Raw genomic sequence first — 22982 nt, 5'->3', positions numbered from 1 at the left:
CACATCTAGACCGCAGCAGCGGCAGCAGGTGGCTGCTGCACGATGGCATCCAGCGGCCAGCGCGGCTTGACGTCAAAGGCATACACCTTTTCGGCCTGCTGCTGCCCCGCTTCGATGCGCATGGCAGCCGCCATCGCAATCATCGCGCCATTGTCGGTGCACAGATGCAGCTCGGGGTAGTGCACGCGGATGCCGCGCTTGCGGCAGGCATCGTTGAGCTGCTCACGCAGCAACCGATTGGCACCCACACCCCCGGCGACCACCACGCGCTTCATGCCGGTTTCCTTCAGCGCATTCAAGGTCTTTTTCACCAGCACATCGACGATGGCCGCCTGGGTGGATGCAGCCAGGTCGGCCTTGCGCGCCTCCAGCCCCTCACCCAGCTTTTTGGCCTGGGTCAGCACCGCTGTCTTGAGGCCGGCAAAGGAGAAATCCAGATCGCCGCTGTGCAGCAGCGGGCGCGGCAGCTTGAAGGCTTCCGGGTCGCCGCCCTGCGCCAGGCGGGACAGCTCTGGCCCACCGGGGTATGGCAGGCCCAGCAGCTTGGCGGATTTGTCAAAGGCCTCGCCGGCTGCGTCGTCAATGGTCTCACCCAGAATCTGGTACTGGCCCACGCCATCCACCCGCATCAGCTGCGTGTGGCCGCCAGAAACCAGCAAGGCCACAAAGGGGAACTCGGGCGGGTCTTCGCTCAGAAATGGGGACAGCAGATGGCCTTCGAGGTGGTGCACGCCCAGCACGGGCTTGTCCAGCGCCGCAGCCATGGCGCAGGCCACGCCGGATCCGACCAGCAGCGCACCGGCCAGTCCCGGGCCTCGGGTAAAGGCAATGGCATCCAGCTGGCCGAGCGTGCAGCCCGCATCATCCAGCACCTTTTGCGTCAGTGGCAGCACGCGGCGGATATGGTCGCGGCTGGCCAGCTCCGGCACCACACCGCCGTAGGCGCGGTGCATCTCGATCTGGCTGTAGAGCGCATGGCTCAGCAGCTCGGGTACCGTGCCCGGGCCACGGGTGCGCACCAGGGCCACGCCGGTTTCATCACAGGAGGATTCGATCCCCAAAATCAACTCACTCATGGGGCCAAAGTGTAGGCGCTCCAGGCCAGTTGTGCCCCCGGGGACCGGGCTACCCTGGCAGGGCGCCAGGGTTTGCGAGTGGGGCAATGGGCTCAGCGCTTGCCGCCGAGCAGCGAGCCGCCGATCTTCATCAGGTCGCTGATATCGAGCTTGCCGTCGCCATTCTGGTCCAGCAGCGAACCGAGCAGGCCACCGCCTAGGCCACCTTGCTGCTGCACCTGGTCTTTTTCCTGGCCCAGCGCATTGCCCAGTTGCGACGAATTGAGGCCGCCAGACATAACACGCTGCGCCAGGAAGGACATCACCAGCGGGGCCAGCATCTTGAGCAGGTTGCCGGCATTGGAGCCCAGACCGGTGGCCTGGCCCAGATTGGCCGAGGCCTGGTCTTGCTGGCCGCCAAAGATATGGCCCAGAATGCTGGCGCCATCCAGCGCCGCAGGCGATGCAGCACCAGAACCCGCAGCTGCGCCGCCGCCCATGGCGCCACCCAGCACACTGCCCAGCATGCCGCCGAGGCCACCCAAGCTACCGGCTTGTGCACCACCGCCGCCACCACCCAACAGCGAGCCCAGCAGCCCACCCAGATCAGGGCCTGCGCCAGCAGCGCCTGCGGCGCCGTGGTCGCGCTGCAGCGCTTCAAACAAGGCACTGGCACCGCCCTCGCTTTGCGCGTTGTTGCCCAAGGCGCCCAGCATCATCGGCACGGCCGCCTGCACGGCCTGTTCGGTCTGGGCCTCGCTCTGGCCCAGGCTTTGGGCCATCTGCTGGATCGGTGCGCCCTGCAGTTGCGCGAGGAGCTCATCGACCATGGAGGGAGATGCGGACATGTTCTTTCCTTTCAAAAGCCCGGAGGGCGTGGCACAGAATGCAGATGGTAGACCTTCAGCATGGCAGTGCAATACAGCGCGGCGCAAATCTTCGTTAACCGGCGCCCTGCGCTGGTTGCCGCATGCCATACCCGATATGCGGGATGGGCTGATTTTTCTTATTACTTCCGTATATATAAAACCTAAAATAATAGGTAAACGTATTTTTTACTGCCATGGCCATACAGCACTACATCAAGGAAATCGGGCGCGGCGCACGCGGCGCCAAGGCCCTCAGCCGCATCGAGGCCAGCGATGTGATGGCGCAGATACTCGATGGCCAGGTCAGCGACTATGAAATCGGTGCCTTCTGCATTGCCATGCGCATCAAGGGCGAGACCGCTGAAGAGATGTGCGGCCTCTGGGATGCCGTGCATGCACGCATTGCCCGCTTTCACAGCAGCGCCGCGTTGCCCACGGTCGTCCTGCCCAGCTACAACGGCGCCCGCCGCCTGCCTACCTTGACGCCCTTGCTGGCCCTGCTGCTGGCACGCGAAGGCCTGCCGGTGCTGGTACACGGCATGCAGACCGAAGCCAGCCGCATCTCGGCCTTTGCCGTGTTCGAGCGTTTGGGTTTAGTGCCTCGCGCGCAGACGGGCGCCATTGCCGCATCCGAGGTGGCCTTGGTGCACACCGCCACCTTGCTGCCTGCGCTGGCCAAGCTGCTGGCCGTGCGCCAGATCATTGGCCTGCGCAATCCCGGCCACAGCATTGCCAAACTGCTGCAGCCGGTGCAAGGCCCTGCTGTCTTGCTGGGCAGCTATACGCACCCAGAGTACCTGCCGATGCTGCAAGCCACCCTGGCCGAGTTGCAGACCAACGCCCTGCTCTCGCGCGGGCTGGAAGGCGAAGTCTGCGCCGACCCGCGCCGAACGCCGCAATACGATGGCTTTGTCGCGGGCCAACACCAGCTGCTGCAAGCACGCAGCAGCGGCACCGACAGCCAGGTGCCCGGCCTGCCCAGCGAACGCGATGCGGACACCACTGCCCGCTACACCGAGGCGGTGCTGGCCGGCCAGTTGCCCGTGCCCTCGGCCCTGGCCCAGCAAGTGGAACATGTGCTGGCCATAGCCCAACAAACACAACAAGCTCCCCAAGCCTCCCACCATGACTGACAGCAGCCTGCCCTCTCTCACCGCACGCCCGCCAGCCGACGCGCCATCGCCCGCCCAGGGCCAGTGCACCCTGGTCGGTGCCGGCCCGGGCGATCCCGATCTGCTGACCATTGCCGCGGCGAAAGCCTTGCAAGGCGCCACCGTGCTTTTGGTGGATGACCTGGTCAACGAGGCCGTGCTGCAGTGGGCGCCTGAGAGTGCCCGCATCGTCCACGTGGGCAAGCGCGGCGGCTGCCAGAGCACCCCGCAGGCCTTTATCCAGCGCCTGATGCTGCAAGAGGTGCAGGCCGGTGAAAACGTGGTGCGCCTCAAAGGCGGCGATCCTTTCATCTTTGGCCGCGGCGGCGAAGAGGTGGAGTTCTTGCGCGCCCATGGCATTGAGCCGCGCATCATCAACGGCGTGACGGCCGGGCTCGCAGCACTGACCAGCCTGGGCGCCCCCTTGACCCACCGCGACCATGCGCAAGGCGTGGTGTTCATCACCGGCCATGCCAAGCCGGGCGGCCAAGGCCCCGATTGGGCACAACTGGCGCGCACTGCTCATGATGCGCGCCTGACCTTGGTGATCTACATGGGCGTGGCCAGTGCCGAAGCCATCAGCCAGGGCCTGGGCAGCGGCCTGCCGGCCGATACGCCCGTGGCCATCGTGCAACATGCCAGCCTGCCCCAGCAGCGCCATGCCATCACCGATCTGGCGCATTTGCCCGCCACGATGGCCCGCGAAAAGCTGGCCAGCCCCAGCATCATCGTTGTCGGCGATGTGGTGCAGTGCGTGGCCTTGGCTGCGCAGGCAGTCCGTAACAACGAGCCGGTGTCCAACCGAGATTTCTCCGAGATTTGCGGCTACGATAGCCAGGCAACCAGGGAAGGCAGGACATCCATAGCGTAGATTAATTAATCTTTACATATGGACAGATTGTTTCTCCAGGTTCAAACCATAAAACGAGGAGCACTGACAATATGCAAAGACAAGCTACCTGGCGCCTGTGTGCCGCTGCACTGGCGATTACCGCACTGACCGCCTGCAAGACTGAGTTGGGCCCGGGCGATGGCAATGGAGGCAATCCCAACCCCAAGCCCTATCCCACGCTCGATGGAAAAGCACCGCAAAGCTTTTCGCTCAGCAGCATTGACGGCAAGGCCGCCAATACGGCCGAGAGTTTTGATGCAGCCATCGCGCAGGATGCCAACTTTATCGCCGTCGATCTGGTGATGAGCAAGGATGGCGAACTGGTGGCACTGGCCTCGCCGGATATCACCGATATCACTGACGTCTCCAGCCGCAGCGTCTATGCGAGCCGTAAGACCTTGCGCATGATCGATGGACAGCGCCACGAAGGTTGGTTTGCCTCGGATTTCACGTTAGTGGAGTTGCAAAGCCTGCGCGCCAAGCTGAATGGCTCCAGCACACCGCCGGTCAATGCCAACACCGGCCGCATTCTGTCGCTCAATGACGTGATTGCCTACGTCAAGCGCCAGCGCAAAACGGTCGGTCTGTATCTTCAGACCATGAATCCGACTTACCATAGTCAGCAAGGTCTGGCGATGGAAGACAAGCTGCTGGCCGCCTTCACCGCAGCTGGCTACACCCAAGAAACTGCGCCAGTGATGGTGCGCTCTTTGGAAGTCGCCCACCTGAAGGCCCTGCGCGCCAAATCTCAGGTTCGCCTGGTACAGATGATCAATGGCAATCCGGATCTCGCATCTGATGGCAGCATCATCCTTTCGGCACCCAATGCCCAACCCTATGACTTCACCGTGGCTGGCACCTCCACCACCTATGCCCAGATGGTGACTGCCGACGGCTTGGCCCAGATCAAGACCTATGCCAACGGCATCTCGCCCTGGAAGCCCTACGTCATCTCCGCCCGCTACCTGGACAAGAATGGTGACGGCCAGCCCGATGACCTGAACAACGACGGCAAGTGGGACTACCGCGACCGCGAAATGATGCCCCCGACCAACCTGGTCACCCTCGCTCATGCGGCCAAGCTCTTTGTCCACCCCTGGGCTTACCGCAACGATGTCACCTTGCTGGCCAGCGATTTCAAGGGGAAGGTGGCGGCAGAGTACAAGCTGTTCTACGAAGTGGGTGTGGATGGCGTGTTCAGCGACAGCCCCAGCGATGCGAACAAGGCACGCTAATTAGGCGGTTACTGCCAAGATCCAGTAGGTGCCGATGCTACGGGGCCAACTACGCAGAAAGGCAAGGTTTCAACCTTGCCTTTTCTACAGGTCCCTATCGCGCTGCTGGGGGAACCAGGCAGGCTCTTCCCTGCCAAGACCGGCTCAGCTGGTCTGCCGCGTCGTCTGCGCAAAGCGGCGCGCCAACTCCTTGCGCAGTTCCTTGCGCGTCAACGCCGCTTCCCAGCGGCGCTTTTCATCCGGCGTCTCCGGCTGCAAAGGCGGCACCGGTACCGGCTTGCGCTGGTCGTCCACCGCCACCATCGTGAAAAAGCAGCTGTTGACATGGCGCACGCTGCGCTCGCGGATGTTCTCCGCCACCACCTTGATGCCGATCTCCATCGACGATGTTCCCGTGTAGTTCACGCTGGCGTAGAAGGACACCAGCTCACCCACATGGATGGGCTCCAGGAACATGACCTGGTCGACACTCAGGGTCACCACATAGCGCCCCGCATAGCGGCTCGCACAGGAGTAGGCCACGTTGTCGAGCTCGCGCAAAATGGCGCCGCCGTGCACATTGCCAGAGAAATTTGCCATGTCCGGAGACATCAGCACCGTCATCGTGAGTTGGTGGTGGGGTAATCGCATGGGGCCGATTGTAGGCAGCGCGGCTGACAGGCGATGACAGCCGCGGCAAGCCCCTGTGTCTGCTCGGAAATGCCGCAATCCCCACTCAGTTGGGAAGAGCCATCCGCTGCCCACAGCCCACCTCGCGCAGACCCCTAACCTGTCCAAAGCGCGGCCGTCACCCTGCATAGGCATTGCGCGGATGCTCTGAGCCACGCTTGACGAAGACCTTGTAGCAGCCAATCAGCACATAGTCCCCGGAATAGAGCACCTTGCGGCGCATGCGCATGCCATTGACGAAGATGCCATTCATGCTGTGGTGATCGACGATCGACAGCACCCCCGCTCGGTAGTAGAAGGCGCCATGGTCGCGGCTGACCGCAGGGTTGTCCAGGCAAATGGCATTGCCCGCGCCTCGGCCAAAGGTCGTGTAACCGTTCTCCAGAGTCAGCGAGTGCAGCACGACCCTGTGCGTGATGAAGATAAGGACTTCCGGCAGCATATTCCACCTCCTTCGTCCGACCAGATCACCGATCGGAACCGCAGCCCCAGCATGCAGCTAGAACAAATTATCAATCGATTTATAAGAATAGATTGATAATAAATTACAACTCGGATTGATAGAGAGAAGCGCTAGGGGATACACGGGGGTATCAATTTTCTCTATCGAGAGGAAAAGTGTGCTTTTGAGGTGCAGATAGGCATAACACCAGCAGCCATCGCGACACACTGGCTGACATAAAACACGCTTTGAAGGGTGGAAGGCGGTCGCTGCGACCGGCCAGGCGGCGGCAGCACTCAGGAGTGCGTCTAGAGAAGCTGAAGCGAAGACGATAACGCCATGTGCTGCATGCTCTATCTCACCATGCCATTGGCCCGATGGCAGCCTTGGCAAGCGCATCGCTCGCTGAAAATCAAAAACACAAAGCAAAACGCGCTAGGGCAAAAGCACTAGCGCGTTTCTTTATTTGGGGTGGCTGATGGGGCTCGAACCCACGACAACAGGAATCACAATCCTGGACTCTACCAACTGAGCTACAGCCACCGTGTTGGGGAAGACATGATTATAGCCAGAAATTTGGCCCCTCTCATGAAATCTCCGTTTTTATGAAATTTTTGTTTCTGCGGGGCGTGCCACCTTGATCTGCACCTTGAAACGCTCCTTGAGCATTTCGTAGTACGCGAGGGTCTCGGCATTGGCCTGGTAACGCTCGAACTCCTGCTTTTGGCGCAGACGCAGCTCGGCAGAGTCTTCAGCGCGCGGCACAACCTTGTTCACGCGCACGACGGTGTAGCCATCATTGCCCAGGTCCACGCCCACCCAGGATGCGGCATCGCCAATCTTGGCATGCATGGCGGCATTGAGGACGGCAGGCACCTGGCCCTTGGCATCCTGGCGCGACACAACGATGGGAGCAGCCAGCTTGGCGCCCGCCGCGTCGGCCTTCCAGGCTTCCAGCTTGGCTGTTGCATCCTGGCGAGCCAGCTCGGCAGACTTCTGGGCCACATACAGGTCATGGGCCTTGGCCTTGACTTCTTCGAACGGCAGAATGCGGGCGTCGAAGTGTTCCACCACACGGCCGGAAGCCAAGGTGCTGGGCGCCACTTCAATGGCCTCGGTGTTGCGCTTGTTTTGCAGCGCATCGCTGGAGAACAGCGCTTCCAGGAAGGTCGGGTTGGCCAGGGCGCCAGTCGCACCAGCTGCGGCCGAGCGGGTCACATGCTCAGCCTTCTGAATCTTCAGGCCCAGCTTGTCAGCCACGGGCTGCAGGCTGTCGGACTGCTCGAACACCATGTTGGAGAAAGTCTCGGCCACTTCGGCGTACTTGCGCTGCACCTGCTGGGCCAGCACCTCGGTCTCGATCTTCGCGCGCAGCTCTTCAAAGCTTGGCGTGCGGGGGGTCTTCACTTCACCCATCTTGATGATGTGGAAGCCGTACTCGGTGCTCACCAGGTCGCTGATATCGCCAGACTTCATCGCAAAGGCGGCGTCTTCGAAAGGCTTGACCATGTCGCCAGGCTTGACCCAACCCAGATCACCACCGCTGTCACGCGAACCGGTGTCTTGCGAGTTCTTCTTGGCCAAATCGGCAAACTGCGCAGGGTTGGCCTTGGCTTCGGCCAGAATTTGCTCAGCGCGCTGCTTGGCCTTTTCACGGTCTGCGGCCGACATCGAGGCCGGTGCGTCGATCAGGATGTGGCTGATGCGGCGCTGCTCCTTGTCCATGAAGCGGCTCAGGTTTTCCTTGTAGTAGGTACGCAGGTCATCTTCGCTAGGCTTGATCATGCCCTTGACCGCTTCAGCATTCAGCACCACGTATTCGATGGTGGACTGCTCCTTCTGGCGGAACAGCTCCTGGTTGCTCTTGTAGAACGCTTCCACATCGGCATCGGTGGTCTTGACCTGCGAGGCGTAGTCCTTGGCAGCGAACTGGGCCAATTGGATCTCCCGCTGCTGGTAGAGCGCATCGACGGCCAGCTTGGTCTGCTCGTCGGTGGCAAAGGCCGTGTTGGACACACCGCCCAGCACCTGGCGCGATGCGATATCGCGACGCATGCCGGCTTCAAAGCCTTCGGGCGTCATGCCCTGGGCGCCCACCAGCGCGCGGTAGGCATCCACATCCAGCGAACCATCGGGCTTCTTCAGCGCAGCGATCTGCGGGATCTCCTGCAGCGCTCGCACCAGCGAGGCATTGTCCACCGTCAAATGCATTTTTTGCACGGCGGCATCGATCACCTGGTCACGCACCATGCGCTCCAAGGTCAGATAGCGGGCTTCGGGGCCATCCATCCACTTGGCGTCCATGTTGGGGTCTTGCTGGCGCATGCGGTCGGAAGCAACGCGGTGCGCATTGTCCCAATCCATCTGCGTAATGTCTTTGCCATTGACTTTGGCGACCACCGGGCTCTTTTCGGTGAAGTAGTTCTGGTTCACTCCCACCAAAACAAAAGACAGAATGATCAGCAAGAACAGCGGATACATCAGCACCTTGGAGTACTTGCGGATGGTTTCAAACATCGTCTAACTTTCCTGAGGACAAAAAAAAAGGCGAACCCTCATTCGCCTTTATTCGGTTTCACTAGGTGGTACGGGCTTGCTGCCTGGCCAGAAGCGCCTACCCTAGCGCTTGCAATGGATGATTTCCCATTGCAAATCAATCAGATAGAACCTCAGCTGACGCAGACACCCCGCCCCCTGTCAAATAGGGCGTGCAACATGCGTCTTGGCAACGCACGAACGTCGAAACAGCAAGTGTACAGCGAAAGAGTTTTTGATCCCTATGAGGGCCAGGGGCGCCTCAGGGAATACGGGAATTTTGCGGCTGCGGGTGCGTGGAATGCGGCGCGGATGCTGCACTTCAGCCGTTTGCATCCAGCGGCAGAACCTGGATCTTGCGCCTATGCAGCCAGAATGCAGCGCCCTCCCCAACCCCGTCGGCCTGGCGACGTCACCCGTTTTGCGCTAAACGACTGCTTCTCAATAAGGTCATCGCGACCTACAGATGTTGAACGCTGAATCCAAGGATACTTTTTAACAAAGCTGAGGACTCTTATCGATTCCATTGCAGTGGAGCTACTCCCATGCCCTCAAGATAATGACCACCGGCTTAGACCAGACTGTTAAGTTTTTATTCCGAGAGTAAAAGGCCGAGCGCGGCAGCCGTTGGGACAAATAAATGCACAAAGAAAAAACCCCTTAGATTGCTCTAAGGGGTTTGTTTTCTTGGTTAGATTGGTGGGTGCTGACGGGGTCGAACCGCCGACCTACGCCTTGTAAGGGGATATCATGTTTGATTAAATCAGCAACTTACAAGTAAAACCCACTTTTTTCGCCCACTTTTGGAAAAATTCTAGATTTTATCTCTCTAGCTAACCAATCCGACTTCTCGGGCCAGGTGCTACACTAAACCATCTTGCCGGAGTGCAAATTACTGTATACACACAGAGTATCTTGTAACCTTTCTCGCTGGAAGCCAGTCCCGTAGAACTCCCCCGTGGCCGGCTGCACCATGCAGGCCAACTTTACGAATCCGGCTATCACTCCCAATCCCAACCTACCGCATTTATGCGGTTTCTACTGGCCGCAATTCAACGTAGGCCTCCAATGACACTAGTTAACATCGATTTGAAGTGCCCCCTGTATTTGAGGACAAGAGCCCTCACGTAATTTAACTGATGGTCACTGCCTTTCGGCGGAACTCAAGTGGCGAGTGATACCGCAAGGCGCTATGGGGATGGTGTTCGTTGTAATGTTCGAAGACGATGGCCAGGTTGCTGATAGCTGTGCGGGCATTAGGCTTGGGCATAAAGTCCACGTAATCGCACTTCATTGTCTTCACAAAGCTCTCGGCCATCCCATTGCTCTGCGGACTGCTCATCGGAGTGTTGACCGGCTCCAGACTCACATCACGAGCGAAGCTGCGGGATAGCCTCGCCGTGTAGACCGAGCCGTTGTCCGAGAGCCATGAGATGGTCCTGTCAGGCAGTACGTTGCCGAAGCGCCGTTCCACAGCAGCCAGCATCACGTCGCGGACATCGTCACACGTTTAGCCTTCTGTGGAGGCCACTCAGCTGATCGCCTCGCGGTCGCAGCAGTCCAGCGCAAACGTCGTTCGCACGGCCTAGCCGTTATCACAGCGGAACTCGAAGCCATCCGAACAACAGAGCTGGTTGCTTGCGTCCACGGAGACCCGCCCATCGTGGCTGCGCTGTGGGCGCACCACAGTGGCTCGGGTTGCACCTGCCGCCACAGTTCTTTGCTAACAGGTCCTCGTGCCGTAAGGACATCGAGCATAACTGCTTTGCGGGGGCCTCTGACCAAGTGGTGCTAGCCCTTCTAAGACCTATAAATTAAGACGCGCCAAAAGATTGAAAACAATTCATTCTTAACCACACACGCGCAGCGAAAAAACTCCAAAGATTGATGGCATCGGTAGTATTTGCTCACTTTTACTCAGAAATTCACGAAGATGCTGGTCAAGAAAACTTTTGGTCTATCACTCCTTGTCGCCCTAGGCCTGCCAACCGTCAATGCGCAGACCTATCTCACCCCTGGCGTTTACACCTATAATGTCCCCCCGGACACAGCCTCCCTTCAAATTACGTTGAAAGGTGGCGCAGGTGGCGCAGGTGGCTGGGACGATGCTCATGGAGGCGATGGAGCTGGTGGATCTGTTTTGGAAGCAAGCATCGCGGTTAAAGGCGGCGAGACGGTAGATATTGTGGTAGGCGATGGTGGGCAGGGAGCACTCGGCAATCCTAATCTCGGCCAGGGCGGTACAGGGGGAGGCCTGGCAGCAGCGTTACCAGGTGCCGGAGGCAGCGGGGGCACCAAGGGCCCAGCCGGTAGTAGTCCAGGGGGGGCTGGAGGTGGAGGAGCCTCTTTTATTAAAATTGAGGGTGCTATTGCGCTGGCTGGCGGAGGTGGCGGCGGCGGCTCTAATTCAGTGATTCGCGGGCCTAGCAACACATGGAATATTCCAGCTGATTCAGCTACAAACAACTTAATCCTGAATCTACAAGACCCTAATTGCTTCACCCCCACAAACGGAGGGATGGGTGAATCCGGTCCGGCAGGTGTTGATGGGAGCGGCGGCAGCGGCGGCGGCGGCGGATACCTTGGATTTTCTGGGGTCGGCGGAGCCTACGGTGTAGATCGAACAATCGATAAAAACGGTCAACCCGGAACTAGTGGTGCATCATGTACACTAGACGCTGGTGATTACCGTATCACAAACGCTAGCGTTATATCAGTAGGAAATCCATCGTCTTCAAATAAGACAACCAAAGGTACCAACGAAGCGTCGGGCGAAGCAGGAAGCGTCACAATTAACGCCATTCCGGCCGTTATGCACACCATCACCTTGCGTGCTGAGGCTAATGGCGCTATTGACCCCAGCGTTCAGCAGACTGTTCGAGCTGGAACCATTAGCATTTTCACAATTACCCCTAATGCTGATTACACTACTGACGTTGTCGCAGGATGCGGGGGATCTTTGACTGGAAATATATTTACTACAGCAGAAATTAATGCGGATTGCATTGTAACTGCAAGTTTCAAAAACTCCGCACCACCTACACCCACTGTCGCCACTCCCGTACCTACCCTGGGCACTTGGGCTCTGGCTTTGTTGGCAGGCTTGCTGGCATTCCTGGGTTATCGCCGCCGCGCCTGATCCTCGTACTAACATAACTGCCTCCCCAGTGCCGTAGTGGCGCCGGGAAGGCTTTTTCTATCCTGGCTTGAGGCTTGGTCGCTGTCGTGGCCGCTCAGCCGACACTCATTTTTTCAACTGGTCGCACAGCGCTACATTGGCGTCTCACTGCCCGAAGAACATGCCAAAAGAAAACCTTACCTCGTTATCAAGGCATGAGTTGAAGAGGACGTGGAAATCTAAACTTTCACCAAGGTCCGAGTCAGTCCGGGCAGCATCACAAAACGGGGCATCACGCCCTGTTTCCCTTTCGCGTCTCTGACGAACTGCCGGTAGTGGTCTGTGCGAAACCGTGGCGACCGAGCCAAAGCTCTCAACGCATAATGCGATGCTTGATAGTCGCCACAGCCAACACACTGGATAGAACACAAGGCGAACCGTCCACGTGCCCAATGCTTAGCTTGGTGCCGGCACAGAGGACAAACATCGATCATCAAGGCTTCCATAGATCACTCCTTAAAAGCCATTGACGATGTCAGGCTTGGCACGGCCGCCAAGCAGCGCCCTACTGCAGTAGCTCCCCCTTGGCTTCCAGAATCTCCCGCTTCATCTGCGTGCGCATCGCCTTGGGCGCGGTGGCAGCGATTCGGTCAGCCTTATCGCGCTGCAGCTCCTTGGCCTTCTTGATGATGGCCGGCAGGTTGGCCACCATCGGCTGATCGGGGTTCTTGGTGTTCCAGTCCTTGAGCGCCGCGCGGGCGCGGGCGATGATGTCCTGGTCCTTCTCGGCGATACCCTTGGCCCAAAGCGCCCGGATCTCCTGGGACTTCATGTTGTAGAAGTTCTTCGCCTGCTGACGCAGATAGTTCCCCTCTTGAATGTCGGCCACCGAACTGGGCTGGAAACCGATGGCCTTCATGATGGCCTCGGTCGGGGTGACATCGGAAACCTTTCCGCCCCGCGTATCCTTGTAAGTGCCGGATGCCCCCATATCAACACCCTTCTCCAGGTTGGACACGGCCTTGGGTGCCATTTGCATGGCGCCGCGCATCACTTTGGAGGCGTCGCCTGCTACGGCCCCGCTCAGTACCTGCTTGCCGCCCTCCGCAACCCGGCTGACGAAGTCACCTGCTGGCCCGAGCATTTCCATGTAGTCGCGGGTGTAGCTGGTCTTCTCCTGCAGCAGGCCGGTGCCTGGGATCAGGTTGCCCATGCCCAGCCGGCCAGACACATCGATGGGCACGCCAGGCACACCGGACAAGCCTTTGTCCAGGAACTGAGCCAACTCGCGGCCAAAGGTGCGCTCCAGGAAGTCCTGGCGCGCCTTCTTGGCGTTCCAGTTGAAACCCAGCATCTGGCCAAAACCTGTGGCCACATCTTCGGCATCCTCCAGAAATGGGATACCACCACCCCCACCAAACAGCATCAGGGTGCCCAGCGCGATCATCACAGCCTTGCGACCGTCAGCGCGCTCACGGGATCCAGCTTCGCCGGCGTTCCACATGCGGTACATCAGCTCCAGGTAGGCGATGCTGAAACCCTTGAAGGTCATCAGCGTGCCGCCCACCGCCCCCCGGCCCCATTCCATCTTGTTCGCCTTGTTCTGCACGAACTGGGTTTCGTCCACCGCTTTGGCGGCGAAGGCGTAAGGGTTGTCGACCTTGTTCTCCTTGGCCATGCGGAAGGCCGCCACGAAGGTCATGCGGCGGTTCACCTGCTCGGCCCAGCCGAATGCCGTGCCCCAAAGCAGCTTGGTGCGCTGCCAGGCGTTGTGGCGCATGGCGTTGACCTGGCCGGCCTTTGTGCCGTCGCCCGAGCGCAGGGATCCTGAGCCCCGTGCCTGGCCCATCAGGTAGTGGATCTCTTGGGGAGACACCACACCCGCCTTTTCTGCGCGCTCCAGCGCGGCGGCCAGCTCTGGCCCATAGGCCTTGCCCCCGCTGGCCATGTCGATGGAGGCCTGCACCAGCGCCTGGCCGGCCTTGGCCGCGCCGCCAAACCGGCTGAGGTACGGCAGGCTGGTGGTCAGTGGCTGCGTCAGGTTGACCGCGGCGCTGGCCAGCGAGCCGCCCAGGTACTGCGCGAACATGAATGCCCGGATGCCTGCGCCCTTCTCCTGGGGCTCCAGCACATGCTGACGCAGCCGCTCGGCCGCATCGCGCATCTGGCCCTGGTTCTTCGGGATGTCCGCCACGGCCTTGCCGATGTCGCCAATGTGCAGGCCGGCCGAAGTCATGCGGGCATTGGAGTAGATGAACGAGGCCAGGCCCCGGCCCACATCCTCGCTGAACCCGGCGATACCCTGGCGGTGGATCATGCGCTTGAGCGCCGACTGGTCGCTCTTGGCCTTGCGCAGAAACTCCTGGTACACATGGTCGGTGCCGTTTTCAGCACCGGCCAGGCCCAGCATGTCGCCGAAGATCTCGAGGCTTTCCGGCGTAATGCCGGCCAGCAGCTTGTGCTCCTCCTTCGAGAGGGTGCCCTGCACCACGGAATCGCCGAACTCCTTGCGCAGCTTGGCCGCCATGGCGTTGGCCTCCTGCTTGGTCTCGAACATTCCGAAGTAGCGGCTCGCATCGCCCTCCTTCTCGCCTGCCACATGCACGGTGAATTCGCCGAAGCGCTGCAGCGGCGCGTAGCCGCGCGCCTGCAGGTCAGCCAGGCGATCAGCGCCCCGCTTCACCCCTTGCAGGACATCCGCATAGGCGTTTGCCTTGCCTGGATCTGCAGCCACCTCCTGTTTGACGAAAGAGTCGATGGCCATCATCGCATCGCCGATGTTGGCCGCATCCATGATGATGTCGCGCACTGGCGCAAGCAGCGCGCCGCCAATGCGGACGATGTCCGAGCGCGTTGTCGTGTCCAGGCTGCGGTCGATGGCGGTGCGGTATTCCTTGTACAGGCCGACCTGGCGATCATTCAGCTTGAACTGGCTGCGCAGCTCCGCATCGCTCCACACCACTCCCCCGGTCAAATGCTGGGATTCAAAGCGGCTTGCGACATTCTTCTCGTACTGGGAGATGGGCAGAGCGCGCCAGGCGTTGAGCATGCCGGGATCGATGGTGCCGGCCTTCATCATCCGGGATACCTTCTGCTCCACACCCAGGCCTTGAGCCTCCTTGACCGCGTCCTCCACCCGCACAGGCTTGCCGCTCAGGTCACGCACCCAGTTGAGCGTGCCCTCGAAGATAGGCGCGGCAATCGCTCCAGCGTCCTCGGTGGAAATGGGCTGCTTCTTGCTCAGGCCTGGCACGGCGTCACGCCAATCCTCCAGACGCGGGATGAGGTTGGGCGCGCGATCAGCGGCGTCCAGCGCGTACTGGCTGATGTCATCGATATAGGCCTGGGCCGACTGGTACACCTTTTTGAACGCTGGGGATTGCTCTGCCAGGTTGTACATGGTGCCAATGGTCTTGTGCCACCAGGACAAGGTGCCGGGGTGAGCAAACCGGCTGTTGAGGGAATCCCGCACCTGGCTGCGCATATCACGCATGACCGATGGTGCCCGGCTGTACATGGGCGCTTCAGCTGCGCGCAAGGGCCCGATGGCCGCCTGGCGCCCGGCCTTATGCCCACCCGCCACAAACTGGCGCGCCGGCACGATGTAGTCGCGGATGATTTCTGCGTCGGTGAGGCGCAATTGGCGGAAGGCGGGCACATTTTCACGCAGCCAGGTGCGAATGGCCGCGATAGCGCGCTGCACCCAGGGCTGGCCGGGAGCCTCCTGGGCCATGACGGCCAAAACTTCCTCGGCAGCGTACTGGCGCTGCTGCTGGGTCATGGATTGCCACACCTGGTTGTCGGAGGCCGTCTCCGGATCTATGTTCTCGCCCACCAGTCCATATTCGCGGGCCTTGGCTAACACTTCGGCGCGCCGGTTCAGCGCCACGCGATTGAGAATGCTGGCCAGGTTCTGGCCAAACACGCCGCGCAGGCCGTAATGGCCCAGCGCCTCATGGAACAGCACGCGGGTGACATCCTTGGGCGTCCGCAGCTCAGAAGCGACCAGGTAGACCTTGCCCTTGTAGAAGAAGCCTTCGGGAGCCCCTTCGGCCCCGGCGCTGCGCTGCGCTTCATCGGCCTGGCGCACTCGCTCAGGGATGAGGTCATCCTGCATGTGCGCAGCAACAACAACCTTCGGCGCATTCGCCCAACGCGATTTGATAGCATCGACCTGAGACTGGACGCGCTTTACCTCTGCGCTTGCCCCCTCTTGCTGCTGCGAGCGGCTCATGGCCGGGCCGTCAGAAACAGCAGCGGCTTGCGCCTTGCGGTAGCCACCGAGGTGCTTTTCCGTTAAAATCCGTTTCGTTCCCGGTTTATTTTGGAGTCCCCCGTTGGGCAACTGCAGCCCAAGGCGTTCCAAGATAGCCGGGAATTTCTTTTGGTCAATGAAACGGCCAAGGCCCTCTCGGATCCAACGTGCAAATGGCGATTGTCCAGAAGAGTCATATGCGTTCACCAGCACATGCACCGTAATGCCTGCACGGGTGTCTTTAGAGTTGGGCTGCACAATCAAGCGGACTGGCGAACCGTTCACAAGCTCAGGCCCCACCAGCACCAAACGTCCTGGCACCGTGTCCGACTCAAACACCGCTGCAGGGTTGTCCAACCAGTTGGGAATCTTCTTCCAAACCTCCGCCGTCATGTGCGGGTGGTTGTCCTGGCCGGCGAGCACCTTACCCTCGGCCAGGTTGATCGGGCCGTTTCCAAGGCCCAGCAAGCCCAGCATGTCCGAACTGTCAAGCACGCGCACGCCTGTTTCGTTGGCCTTGCCGCCGGCAAACAGCTCGTCAATGCGCTTCTCATACTGCTGTTGAGTAGCGTCAGTGCGGCTGAATCGAATATCTGGGGTAGCTGGATCAAAAGACCCGTCATTGCTGGTGGCGCTCTTGATCTGCTCAGGACGGAAGGCAACGATTTCCTTCTCACCGCCCTTGTGCTCGATGATGATCCCGTCGTAGCCCATTTTGGCGAGCGTGTCGCGCACATGCTCGGTGTCCATCTCCGCGCCTGGCTGGTCCATCACCCGCTCCACCACGCTGCGCGGTGCCGGGTTCTGGATGGACAGATAGACCTCCATCACGTTGCCCGAGCCTTGGGTGTAAGTCTCTGCGGCCGCGCGCGCGCTGGCGAAATAGAACCCGGTGCCCCAGTCCGTGTTGCCGTCGCCCTCGCCACTGAATTCGTCGCTGAATTCCGTGAAGACCTCAGGCGAGCCGTGATAAACCACCATTGGCTTACCTTCACCGTCCACCACCTTGCTGTCACCGAACCAACGCTTGAAGGCAGGTGAATCGGATGGGTCTTTGGGTGCACGGCTGAACGGCACACCAGAGTCATCCGCAGCCGCTGGCTTGTCGACCACAACCATGCGCGCGGACACGCTGGTGTTCACAGGCAGGCTAGGATCCATGAAAGAGCCAGCAGGCAGTTTTTCATCGGTCGCGCCCATGGTGCTCAACCATTCCCGGAAGGCCTCAGCCCGCTTGTTGGAATGGAAGAATGCGCCCTCTCCCATGATCGCCACCAGGCGCCCGCCAGGCTTGAGCAAGCTGAAGGCATGCTGCACATGCTGAATGTCCCGGCCATCAGAGAATGGTGGATTCATCACAATGCGGTCGTACAGCTTGCCAGTGACCTCCAAGAAGTCCGAGCCCACCAGGTTGTAGCCCTTGGCCTCCAGCAGCTCGCGGCGCTCTCCGGAAAGCTCCACAACATCAGGCTCCATGCCCGATTGCGCGCGGATCGCATCCGAAATGTGCCCCATGCCTGCGGACGGCTCCAGCACCGTCATGCCAGGCTCGATGCCTGCGACCGACAGCATGCTGTCGACCACCGCCTCGCTTGTGGGGAAGAAGTCCAGGCCATCAGCACGACGGCCGATCATTGCCCGCTCCATTTGTTTGATCTTGTCCGGGGTGGCAACAGCCTCCTGGATGCCCGCAAACTCGCGCAGTGCCGCGCGGTACTCGCTGCCGGTCAAAATGCCCATGGCGCCCAGGCGCTTGCGCTTCTCGTAGGCAGACTCCAGCACCCACGGCAGGCTAACCTTGCCATTCGCACGCCGGCCGACAGCCTCTACCAGCTCGGAGCCAAATTCGCCGCTCAGGGTGATGCGCTTATCGCCATCGCCTTGCCAGAGGCCCTGGCGTGCTGCTTCGCTGGGCGAGAGCACAACTCGGTTCTGTCCTCGTTTGATGGGCAGCACAATGGCTTTGTCGGCGATCCCGGACTTGCGGATGGCACGCTCAGCGTCATCCTTGCTACGGAATTCGGCCAGCTCGCCGGCGCGGCCAAAACGAGAAATTTGGGACAAGTTTTCCTTGGCCCACTCGGTATAGGCCTCGCTCACATCGTCGGCAACGCTCATCAGGCGCGCGCCCAGCTTTTTCGTACCGTCCACTTCCAGCAGCTGCCGGCCTACTGTGGCAAGGTCGCTGCGCATAGCGGTGTAGCTGGGGTAGGTCGAGAAATCCACTGTTTCCGCGTCTAACGGCTCACCCCGGTGCCGCTCCTGCTCCGCATAGGTCGGATACCGTGCACGGATCTGCGCATCCTTGGCGTTGCGCAGCTCGCTGGCCAGAAACTCGACTTGAACCTTTTGGCGCACGGCATCAAGGAACTTGGCATTGCCGTCCTCGATGGCCTGGGCCAGATTCCCCATAGTGCCAGCCAGCGCCTGGTCGGACCGTGCCGCTGCCTCCGCGCTGGCGGCAAAGCGGGCGCGGCGGTCGGTGTTGGCTTTGCGATCCCGGGTCAGGGATTCATCAGCCCGCTCGTTCAAGGCCTGCGCCATGGCGCGCAGACGTTCCACAGCCGTTTGGCTGCGATCATCCTGGAAGGCATCGCGCCTGGCCTCGGCCACCGCTTGGGCGTCAACAGCATCGCCGGCCACCAGCTTGCCGAAGGCGTCGGCCGCTTCCCGCGTGCGGAACTGGAAGCCCGGCACAGCGCCATTGCCACGGTAGCTGCTGTAGCTGCCGCCCATCCGCTTCGCAGATGCATTGAGGGTGTCATAGTCCTCACGGCTTACGCGCTCCCCCAGCTGCACCACAAAAAGGTCATGTCCCTTCTTGGTGTGCTTCGTCTCGATCACCTCACCGGTCGTGAGCTGGCCGGCCGTCGCCACCTTGGTGCGCAATTTGGCTTTGGCAGCCTCGCGCATTTCCTTGGTGCTCGCCGCGTCCAGCTCGTCGTAGCGCGCGCGCTGCTCAGGGGTCAGCCGCAGAAATGCATCCTGCCGGCTGTCGCCCAGGGCTATGTAGTGCCGCATGACAGCGCGGAAGTCGGCCAGGGTTTCAGGGTTGGCCAAGGTTTGCTCAGCCGCAGCTTTACGGCCGGCGGCCTCCGCTCGCGCATCCGCAATCTCCTGCGCATGCTGCTTGATGTCCTCGTCGGAGGTGTTTTCAACCAGCTCAGCCAGGGCTGCATCCATGGCTTTGCGATGTGCAGCCAAGCCGTCAGCAGTCATGACGTACGAGGATGGGCCGTAGCTTCGGCCCAAGGCATACTCCTCCAGCACACGACGCGCCAGGGCGGCGACCACGTCGCCCTTTTTCTCAGTGCGGTAGCGCAAGGCGAACGTGTATCCGCCGGACTTGAGCAGCTGGTCCTTTGTCATGGTGCCCAGCTCCGCCACCATCGCGTCGTGGCCGGCCTCAGCTTCCGCAAAGCCCGCCTTGAAATCCTCGGCCGATGCTTTGCCCTCGCGCACCTTGGCCAGCAGCTGCACATGGGCATCGAGAGTGGGAGTCTTGCTGGATGGCTGGTCAGGTGCTGCTGGAGGTGCTGGAGGTGCTGGAGGTGCTGGAGGTGCTGCAGGTGCTGCAGGTGCAGAAGTCTGATCGTTTGCACGCAAGTCTTCCGCTCGAACGGCGTCCACCAATTCACGCACACGATTCTTGGAGTCATCCACACTCATGCCACGGGTGCGGAAGAGACTTGCAAGATCAAACTTATCATCAGTAAGAGCCGCACCATCAGTAGGCACTAACTTGATGCTGGTAGGGTATCCGTCCCGACCAAGATTCACGCCTGCGAGATTGGCCGTCTTGGAGACCGGCACCACATCGCCCCCCTTTTTCCAGCTCAGGATCTTTCGCATGAGGCTGCGGTCGCTCTCATTCTTGCGTTGTGCCTTGTCCGCCTTGGCCTGCTCTACCGCTTGTCGGTCGGCCGCCTTTTCGTCCTCGGTACGCGCATCGAGCGCAGCCTGTCGGACACGAGCTCGATTTGCCTTCTGCCAGGAAACGAAGGTATCGATTGCCTTGTCGTAGGCGCTATTGCGCTTATCTGCCTGGCTGCTGTTGAGCCCGGAGCGACCAGCGACAAAGCCGCTGTAGGTCGATGCGCGAACACCCATCAGGCGGCCATACTGCTGCAGATAGTCAGCACGCAGACTGTCCAAGGCCTGTTCTACCGCAGCTTTTTGAGCGTCGGTTTTGGCCACTTCGGCGCCGTCTGCGCGCTCAGCATCTAGATAGGATTGAAATTCATCGGCATCCGCTTTGGCGCGGCTGTTACCGCTATGCGAGATACCCGAGTAGCTCGCAGAAGCCTCCTGGAGCGGAAACGAAGACTTAGGCTCTGGCTCCTTGTTATCTGCTACGTGAGCTTCGTCTTGTGGTTGCGAGCGATGAGTGCCGGCATCTGCATCTTGCGTTACTGCAGCTGGTGTAGCAGCCGCCATAGGCTTGAGGATGCCTGGTACAACCGCTGGCTGATCGCCAAACAGGTACTGCTCCGCACTGTCCTTGTCGGCCTGTTGCGGCTTGGTCAAGCTCGCCTCAAACTGGCGCGCATTGAAGTCGTCGCCACGCGAACGGGCTTCGTCCAGCGCGTTCTGCATCAACCAGCCATCCGCCGCCTTGATGGTGTTCAGCGTCTTGCGGTTCGTGTCAGTGGCAACCTTGGGGAAAGCCGTAGTCTGACGGCCGGAGCTGGTCGATACCACCTCCCCGGCCGCCAACGTCATGCCGATCTCGCCCTTACGCGGAGCAGCAGTATTGCCTTGCGCCTCGCCCGGCGTTCCTGCAGCCTTCGGCGATTGCGAGCCAGCCGGCTGGTTTTGAGTGGCTTGAGCGCCATTTCCTTCTCCTGGAGTGGCGGTAGCGGCCAACTTGCGCGCCACCCACCCACCTTTGATCTTCACCGGCTCATAGCCGCTGCCTGCTTTTGCGCCGGCGCGTGCCGCCGCGCCACGAATGGTGAAGGGCTTGCCCTCGGCGTTCAGCAAGTCCGATGGCTGCGGACTGTCGGCCGCATCCTCCACATTCAGCTTGGCAAATGCGGTGTCGTCGGCCTGGGTATTGGCTAAGGCCGACTGCTCAGCATCCAGCTCATCCTGCAAAGAGCTTTGCTCGGTGGTCACTTCGCGCTGGCCAATCTCCTCATACAGCGCGCGGCGCACCTCGGGCGCCTGCGCGCTCTGGAGCTGGGCGCGCAGCTGCTCATCGCTCCAGCCGGCAATGCCGCTGGTGTTATCAGGGCTGTCAATGACTCCGTGCTCGTCTACCGCCCCGGGCTGAGTAGCCAGGGCCTCGCCGGTCTGATCCGGGAACATGGCAGTTTGCTGCTGCGCCGGTGCGATCACCGCTGGCACGTCGATGATGTCCTGAGGCTTGGCCTTGGCAGCTGCTCGGGCCAGTGGCCCCAGCGGGCGCTGCACGGGCTGGCCAACCTCGGATATGACATCGCCGTTGGCGATTCTCTGGATCCGGTCATTCCGGTCTTCGGCGGTGCGGGCCAATCCATCAGGCCCTACCGTAATGGTGGGCGCGGGCAGGCCCAGTGGCTCCGCCGCGTCGGGCGGTGGACCGCCAGTTGGGCCAGGTGGAACAGCCGTCACATCATTGAAGCCGCGCGCGCCCTCGGGTGCTCCGGCTGCGCGGTCCTGCCAAGTGGCAGCATTGCCTTGTGGATCAACCTGGATGGTCTGCGGGTCCGTACCGGCATACCCCAGCATCGGCACTGCTGGTGCAGCTGGCGGCACGGGAGGCGCGGGCGGTGGCACTTTAGGTGTTCCATGCAGGGCATTCATGCCGCCGCCCATTGCCGCACCGGACAGCAGGCCCATCACGGCAGCCTGGTCGACGCCTTCGTCCAAAGGCTTGCCCAGCGCATAGTTTTGCAGCACCTGCTCGGAAATAGATTGCGGCAGCTCTTCCAGCACGCCCTCAGACATGGCGCCTTCCAGCGTGCGGCGCACCAGGGACTTGGCCACAGCGGGCTCTGCGCTGGCTCGCACAATAGCGGTGTCCAGGTCGGCGATGCCCAGGGACTTTGCCACCTTGCCGCCCAGCAGGCCAAATGCACCGGTGGCCGCACCGCTCAGCGCCGCGATACCGGATTGCCCGGCGGTCATCACGCCTGTCTCAGTGCCCTGGCGGATCTGCTCTGCCGCCGAGCCAGCGGCCGTGATGCCCTCACCTGCCGCTGCAGCGCCCACGGCACCGATGCGGGGCGCGAGCGCCGCAACACCACGGCCAACCACCCCACCAGCCAGCATCGAGGGCACCGATTGCCCAATGGTGTGGGCGATGGTGGACGGGTTCTGCAGCGCGGCCACGAACTTGCCGCCAACGCCATCAGCGTCGGCCACCGCCTTGTTAGCCTTTTTCTGCGCGGGGCTGTAGCTGTCATCCAGGATGGCATTGGCATCCTTAAAGCGCAGGCCGACATCTTCCAGGGCCTTGCCCACCCTGCCGCCAGTGGGAATGTCCAGCAGGCCCACTGCGGCCTCTGGCACTGCCATGGCCCCCTTGAGGGCCGTGATTCCAATGTCCTTGGCCGTACCCAAGACTGTGCGCCCCTCATCGGGCGCGGGTGCGTCCGGGACTTTGGGCCGCATGTCGACCCCCAGCCTCTTGGCGACTTCTTCTTCCGAAAAATCGGGGTAGAAATGCTGGTGGAACGCCTTGACGGCATCGGCATCATCCATGCCCGACAGCATGGGATACCGGCTCTTGACCTCTTTGATGTCCATAAAAAAATCCTCGCAGGGCTTAACACCTA

The 22982-nt window shown here is 60.9% G+C and carries 10 protein-coding genes, 1 tRNA gene and 1 pseudogene; 4 read left to right on the top strand and 8 right to left on the bottom strand.

The window, feature by feature from the left end:
- Nucleotides 1–5 precede the first annotated feature (5 nt).
- Nucleotides 6–1076, bottom strand: a complete 1071-nt coding sequence (tsaD, locus tag EDF71_RS18365; protein ID WP_133858004.1) for a tRNA (adenosine(37)-N6)-threonylcarbamoyltransferase complex transferase subunit TsaD — start codon at nt 1074–1076, stop codon at nt 6–8.
- 92 nt (nt 1077–1168) lie between these two features.
- Complete coding sequence (locus EDF71_RS18360) at nt 1169–1903, bottom strand: DUF937 domain-containing protein (RefSeq protein ID WP_133858003.1); 735 nt, start codon at nt 1901–1903, stop codon at nt 1169–1171.
- A gap of 215 nt (nt 1904–2118) precedes the next feature.
- Here EDF71_RS18360 and ybiB point away from each other — a divergent pair, with 215 nt between their 5' ends.
- The 3 genes from ybiB (at nt 2119) to EDF71_RS18345 (ending at nt 5202) form a co-directional block, all read left to right on the top strand.
- Nucleotides 2119–3057: a DNA-binding protein YbiB gene (ybiB, locus tag EDF71_RS18355; RefSeq protein WP_133858002.1), complete on the top strand. Its 939-nt coding sequence runs from the start codon at nt 2119–2121 to the stop codon at nt 3055–3057.
- Nucleotides 3050–3946, top strand: coding sequence for a uroporphyrinogen-III C-methyltransferase (gene cobA, locus EDF71_RS18350; RefSeq protein ID WP_133858001.1), 897 nt, complete (start codon nt 3050–3052; stop codon nt 3944–3946). Before ybiB ends, cobA begins: the two co-directional genes overlap by 8 nt.
- A gap of 71 nt (nt 3947–4017) precedes the next feature.
- The gene (locus EDF71_RS18345) at nt 4018–5202 is read left to right on the top strand and encodes a glycerophosphodiester phosphodiesterase family protein (protein ID WP_133858000.1); all 1185 of its coding nucleotides are present in this window, start codon (nt 4018–4020) and stop codon (nt 5200–5202) included.
- Nucleotides 5203–5346: 144 nt separating this feature from the next.
- Here the strand turns inward: EDF71_RS18345 and EDF71_RS18340 are convergent, their stop codons facing one another.
- From EDF71_RS18340 to EDF71_RS18320, 5 genes and pseudogenes are all read right to left on the bottom strand, one after another.
- On the bottom strand, nt 5347–5832 hold the full coding sequence (locus EDF71_RS18340; protein ID WP_133857999.1) for an acyl-CoA thioesterase: 486 nt from the start codon (nt 5830–5832) through the stop codon (nt 5347–5349).
- 157 nt (nt 5833–5989) lie between these two features.
- Nucleotides 5990–6313, bottom strand: a complete 324-nt coding sequence (locus tag EDF71_RS18335) for an FHA domain-containing protein (protein WP_133857998.1) — start codon at nt 6311–6313, stop codon at nt 5990–5992.
- 467 nt (nt 6314–6780) lie between these two features.
- Nucleotides 6781–6856: transfer RNA gene (locus EDF71_RS18330), tRNA-His, on the bottom strand.
- A 60-nt stretch (nt 6857–6916) separates the two neighbouring features.
- The gene (locus tag EDF71_RS18325) at nt 6917–8830 is read right to left on the bottom strand and encodes a SurA N-terminal domain-containing protein (RefSeq protein ID WP_133857997.1); all 1914 of its coding nucleotides are present in this window, start codon (nt 8828–8830) and stop codon (nt 6917–6919) included.
- A 1150-nt stretch (nt 8831–9980) separates the two neighbouring features.
- Nucleotides 9981–10529: pseudogene (locus EDF71_RS18320) on the bottom strand (integrase core domain-containing protein); the annotation flags it as partial.
- 222 nt (nt 10530–10751) lie between these two features.
- Here EDF71_RS18320 and EDF71_RS25585 point away from each other — a divergent pair.
- Complete coding sequence (locus tag EDF71_RS25585; RefSeq protein WP_133857996.1) at nt 10752–11987, top strand: IPTL-CTERM sorting domain-containing protein; 1236 nt, start codon at nt 10752–10754, stop codon at nt 11985–11987.
- A gap of 544 nt (nt 11988–12531) precedes the next feature.
- Here the strand turns inward: EDF71_RS25585 and EDF71_RS18310 are convergent.
- A complete protein-coding gene (locus EDF71_RS18310) occupies nt 12532–22953 on the bottom strand; it encodes a PLxRFG domain-containing protein (protein ID WP_133857995.1) in 10422 nt (3473 codons plus the stop codon).
- Between the last annotated feature and the right edge of the window lie 29 nt (nt 22954–22982).

The sequence above is a fragment of the Comamonas sp. JUb58 genome (genome assembly GCF_004364775.1).
Taxonomy (GTDB): domain Bacteria; phylum Pseudomonadota; class Gammaproteobacteria; order Burkholderiales; family Burkholderiaceae_C; genus Comamonas.
The sequence above is the reverse complement of the archived record's forward strand: the minus strand, read 5'-3'. Positions and strand labels throughout refer to the sequence as shown.

Coding starts and splice junctions, on each gene's coding strand:
- EDF71_RS18325 (WP_133857997.1), bottom strand. CDS start 8,830: ATGTTTGAAACCATCCGCAAGTACTCCAAGGTGCTGATGTATCCGCTG.
- cobA (WP_133858001.1), top strand. CDS start 3,050: ATGACTGACAGCAGCCTGCCCTCTCTCACCGCACGCCCGCCAGCCGAC.
- tsaD (WP_133858004.1), bottom strand. CDS start 1,076: ATGAGTGAGTTGATTTTGGGGATCGAATCCTCCTGTGATGAAACCGGC.
- EDF71_RS18335 (WP_133857998.1), bottom strand. CDS start 6,313: ATGCTGCCGGAAGTCCTTATCTTCATCACGCACAGGGTCGTGCTGCAC.
- ybiB (WP_133858002.1), top strand. CDS start 2,119: ATGGCCATACAGCACTACATCAAGGAAATCGGGCGCGGCGCACGCGGC.
- EDF71_RS18360 (WP_133858003.1), bottom strand. CDS start 1,903: ATGTCCGCATCTCCCTCCATGGTCGATGAGCTCCTCGCGCAACTGCAG.
- EDF71_RS18310 (WP_133857995.1), bottom strand. CDS start 22,953: ATGGACATCAAAGAGGTCAAGAGCCGGTATCCCATGCTGTCGGGCATG.
- EDF71_RS18340 (WP_133857999.1), bottom strand. CDS start 5,832: ATGCGATTACCCCACCACCAACTCACGATGACGGTGCTGATGTCTCCG.
- EDF71_RS18345 (WP_133858000.1), top strand. CDS start 4,018: ATGCAAAGACAAGCTACCTGGCGCCTGTGTGCCGCTGCACTGGCGATT.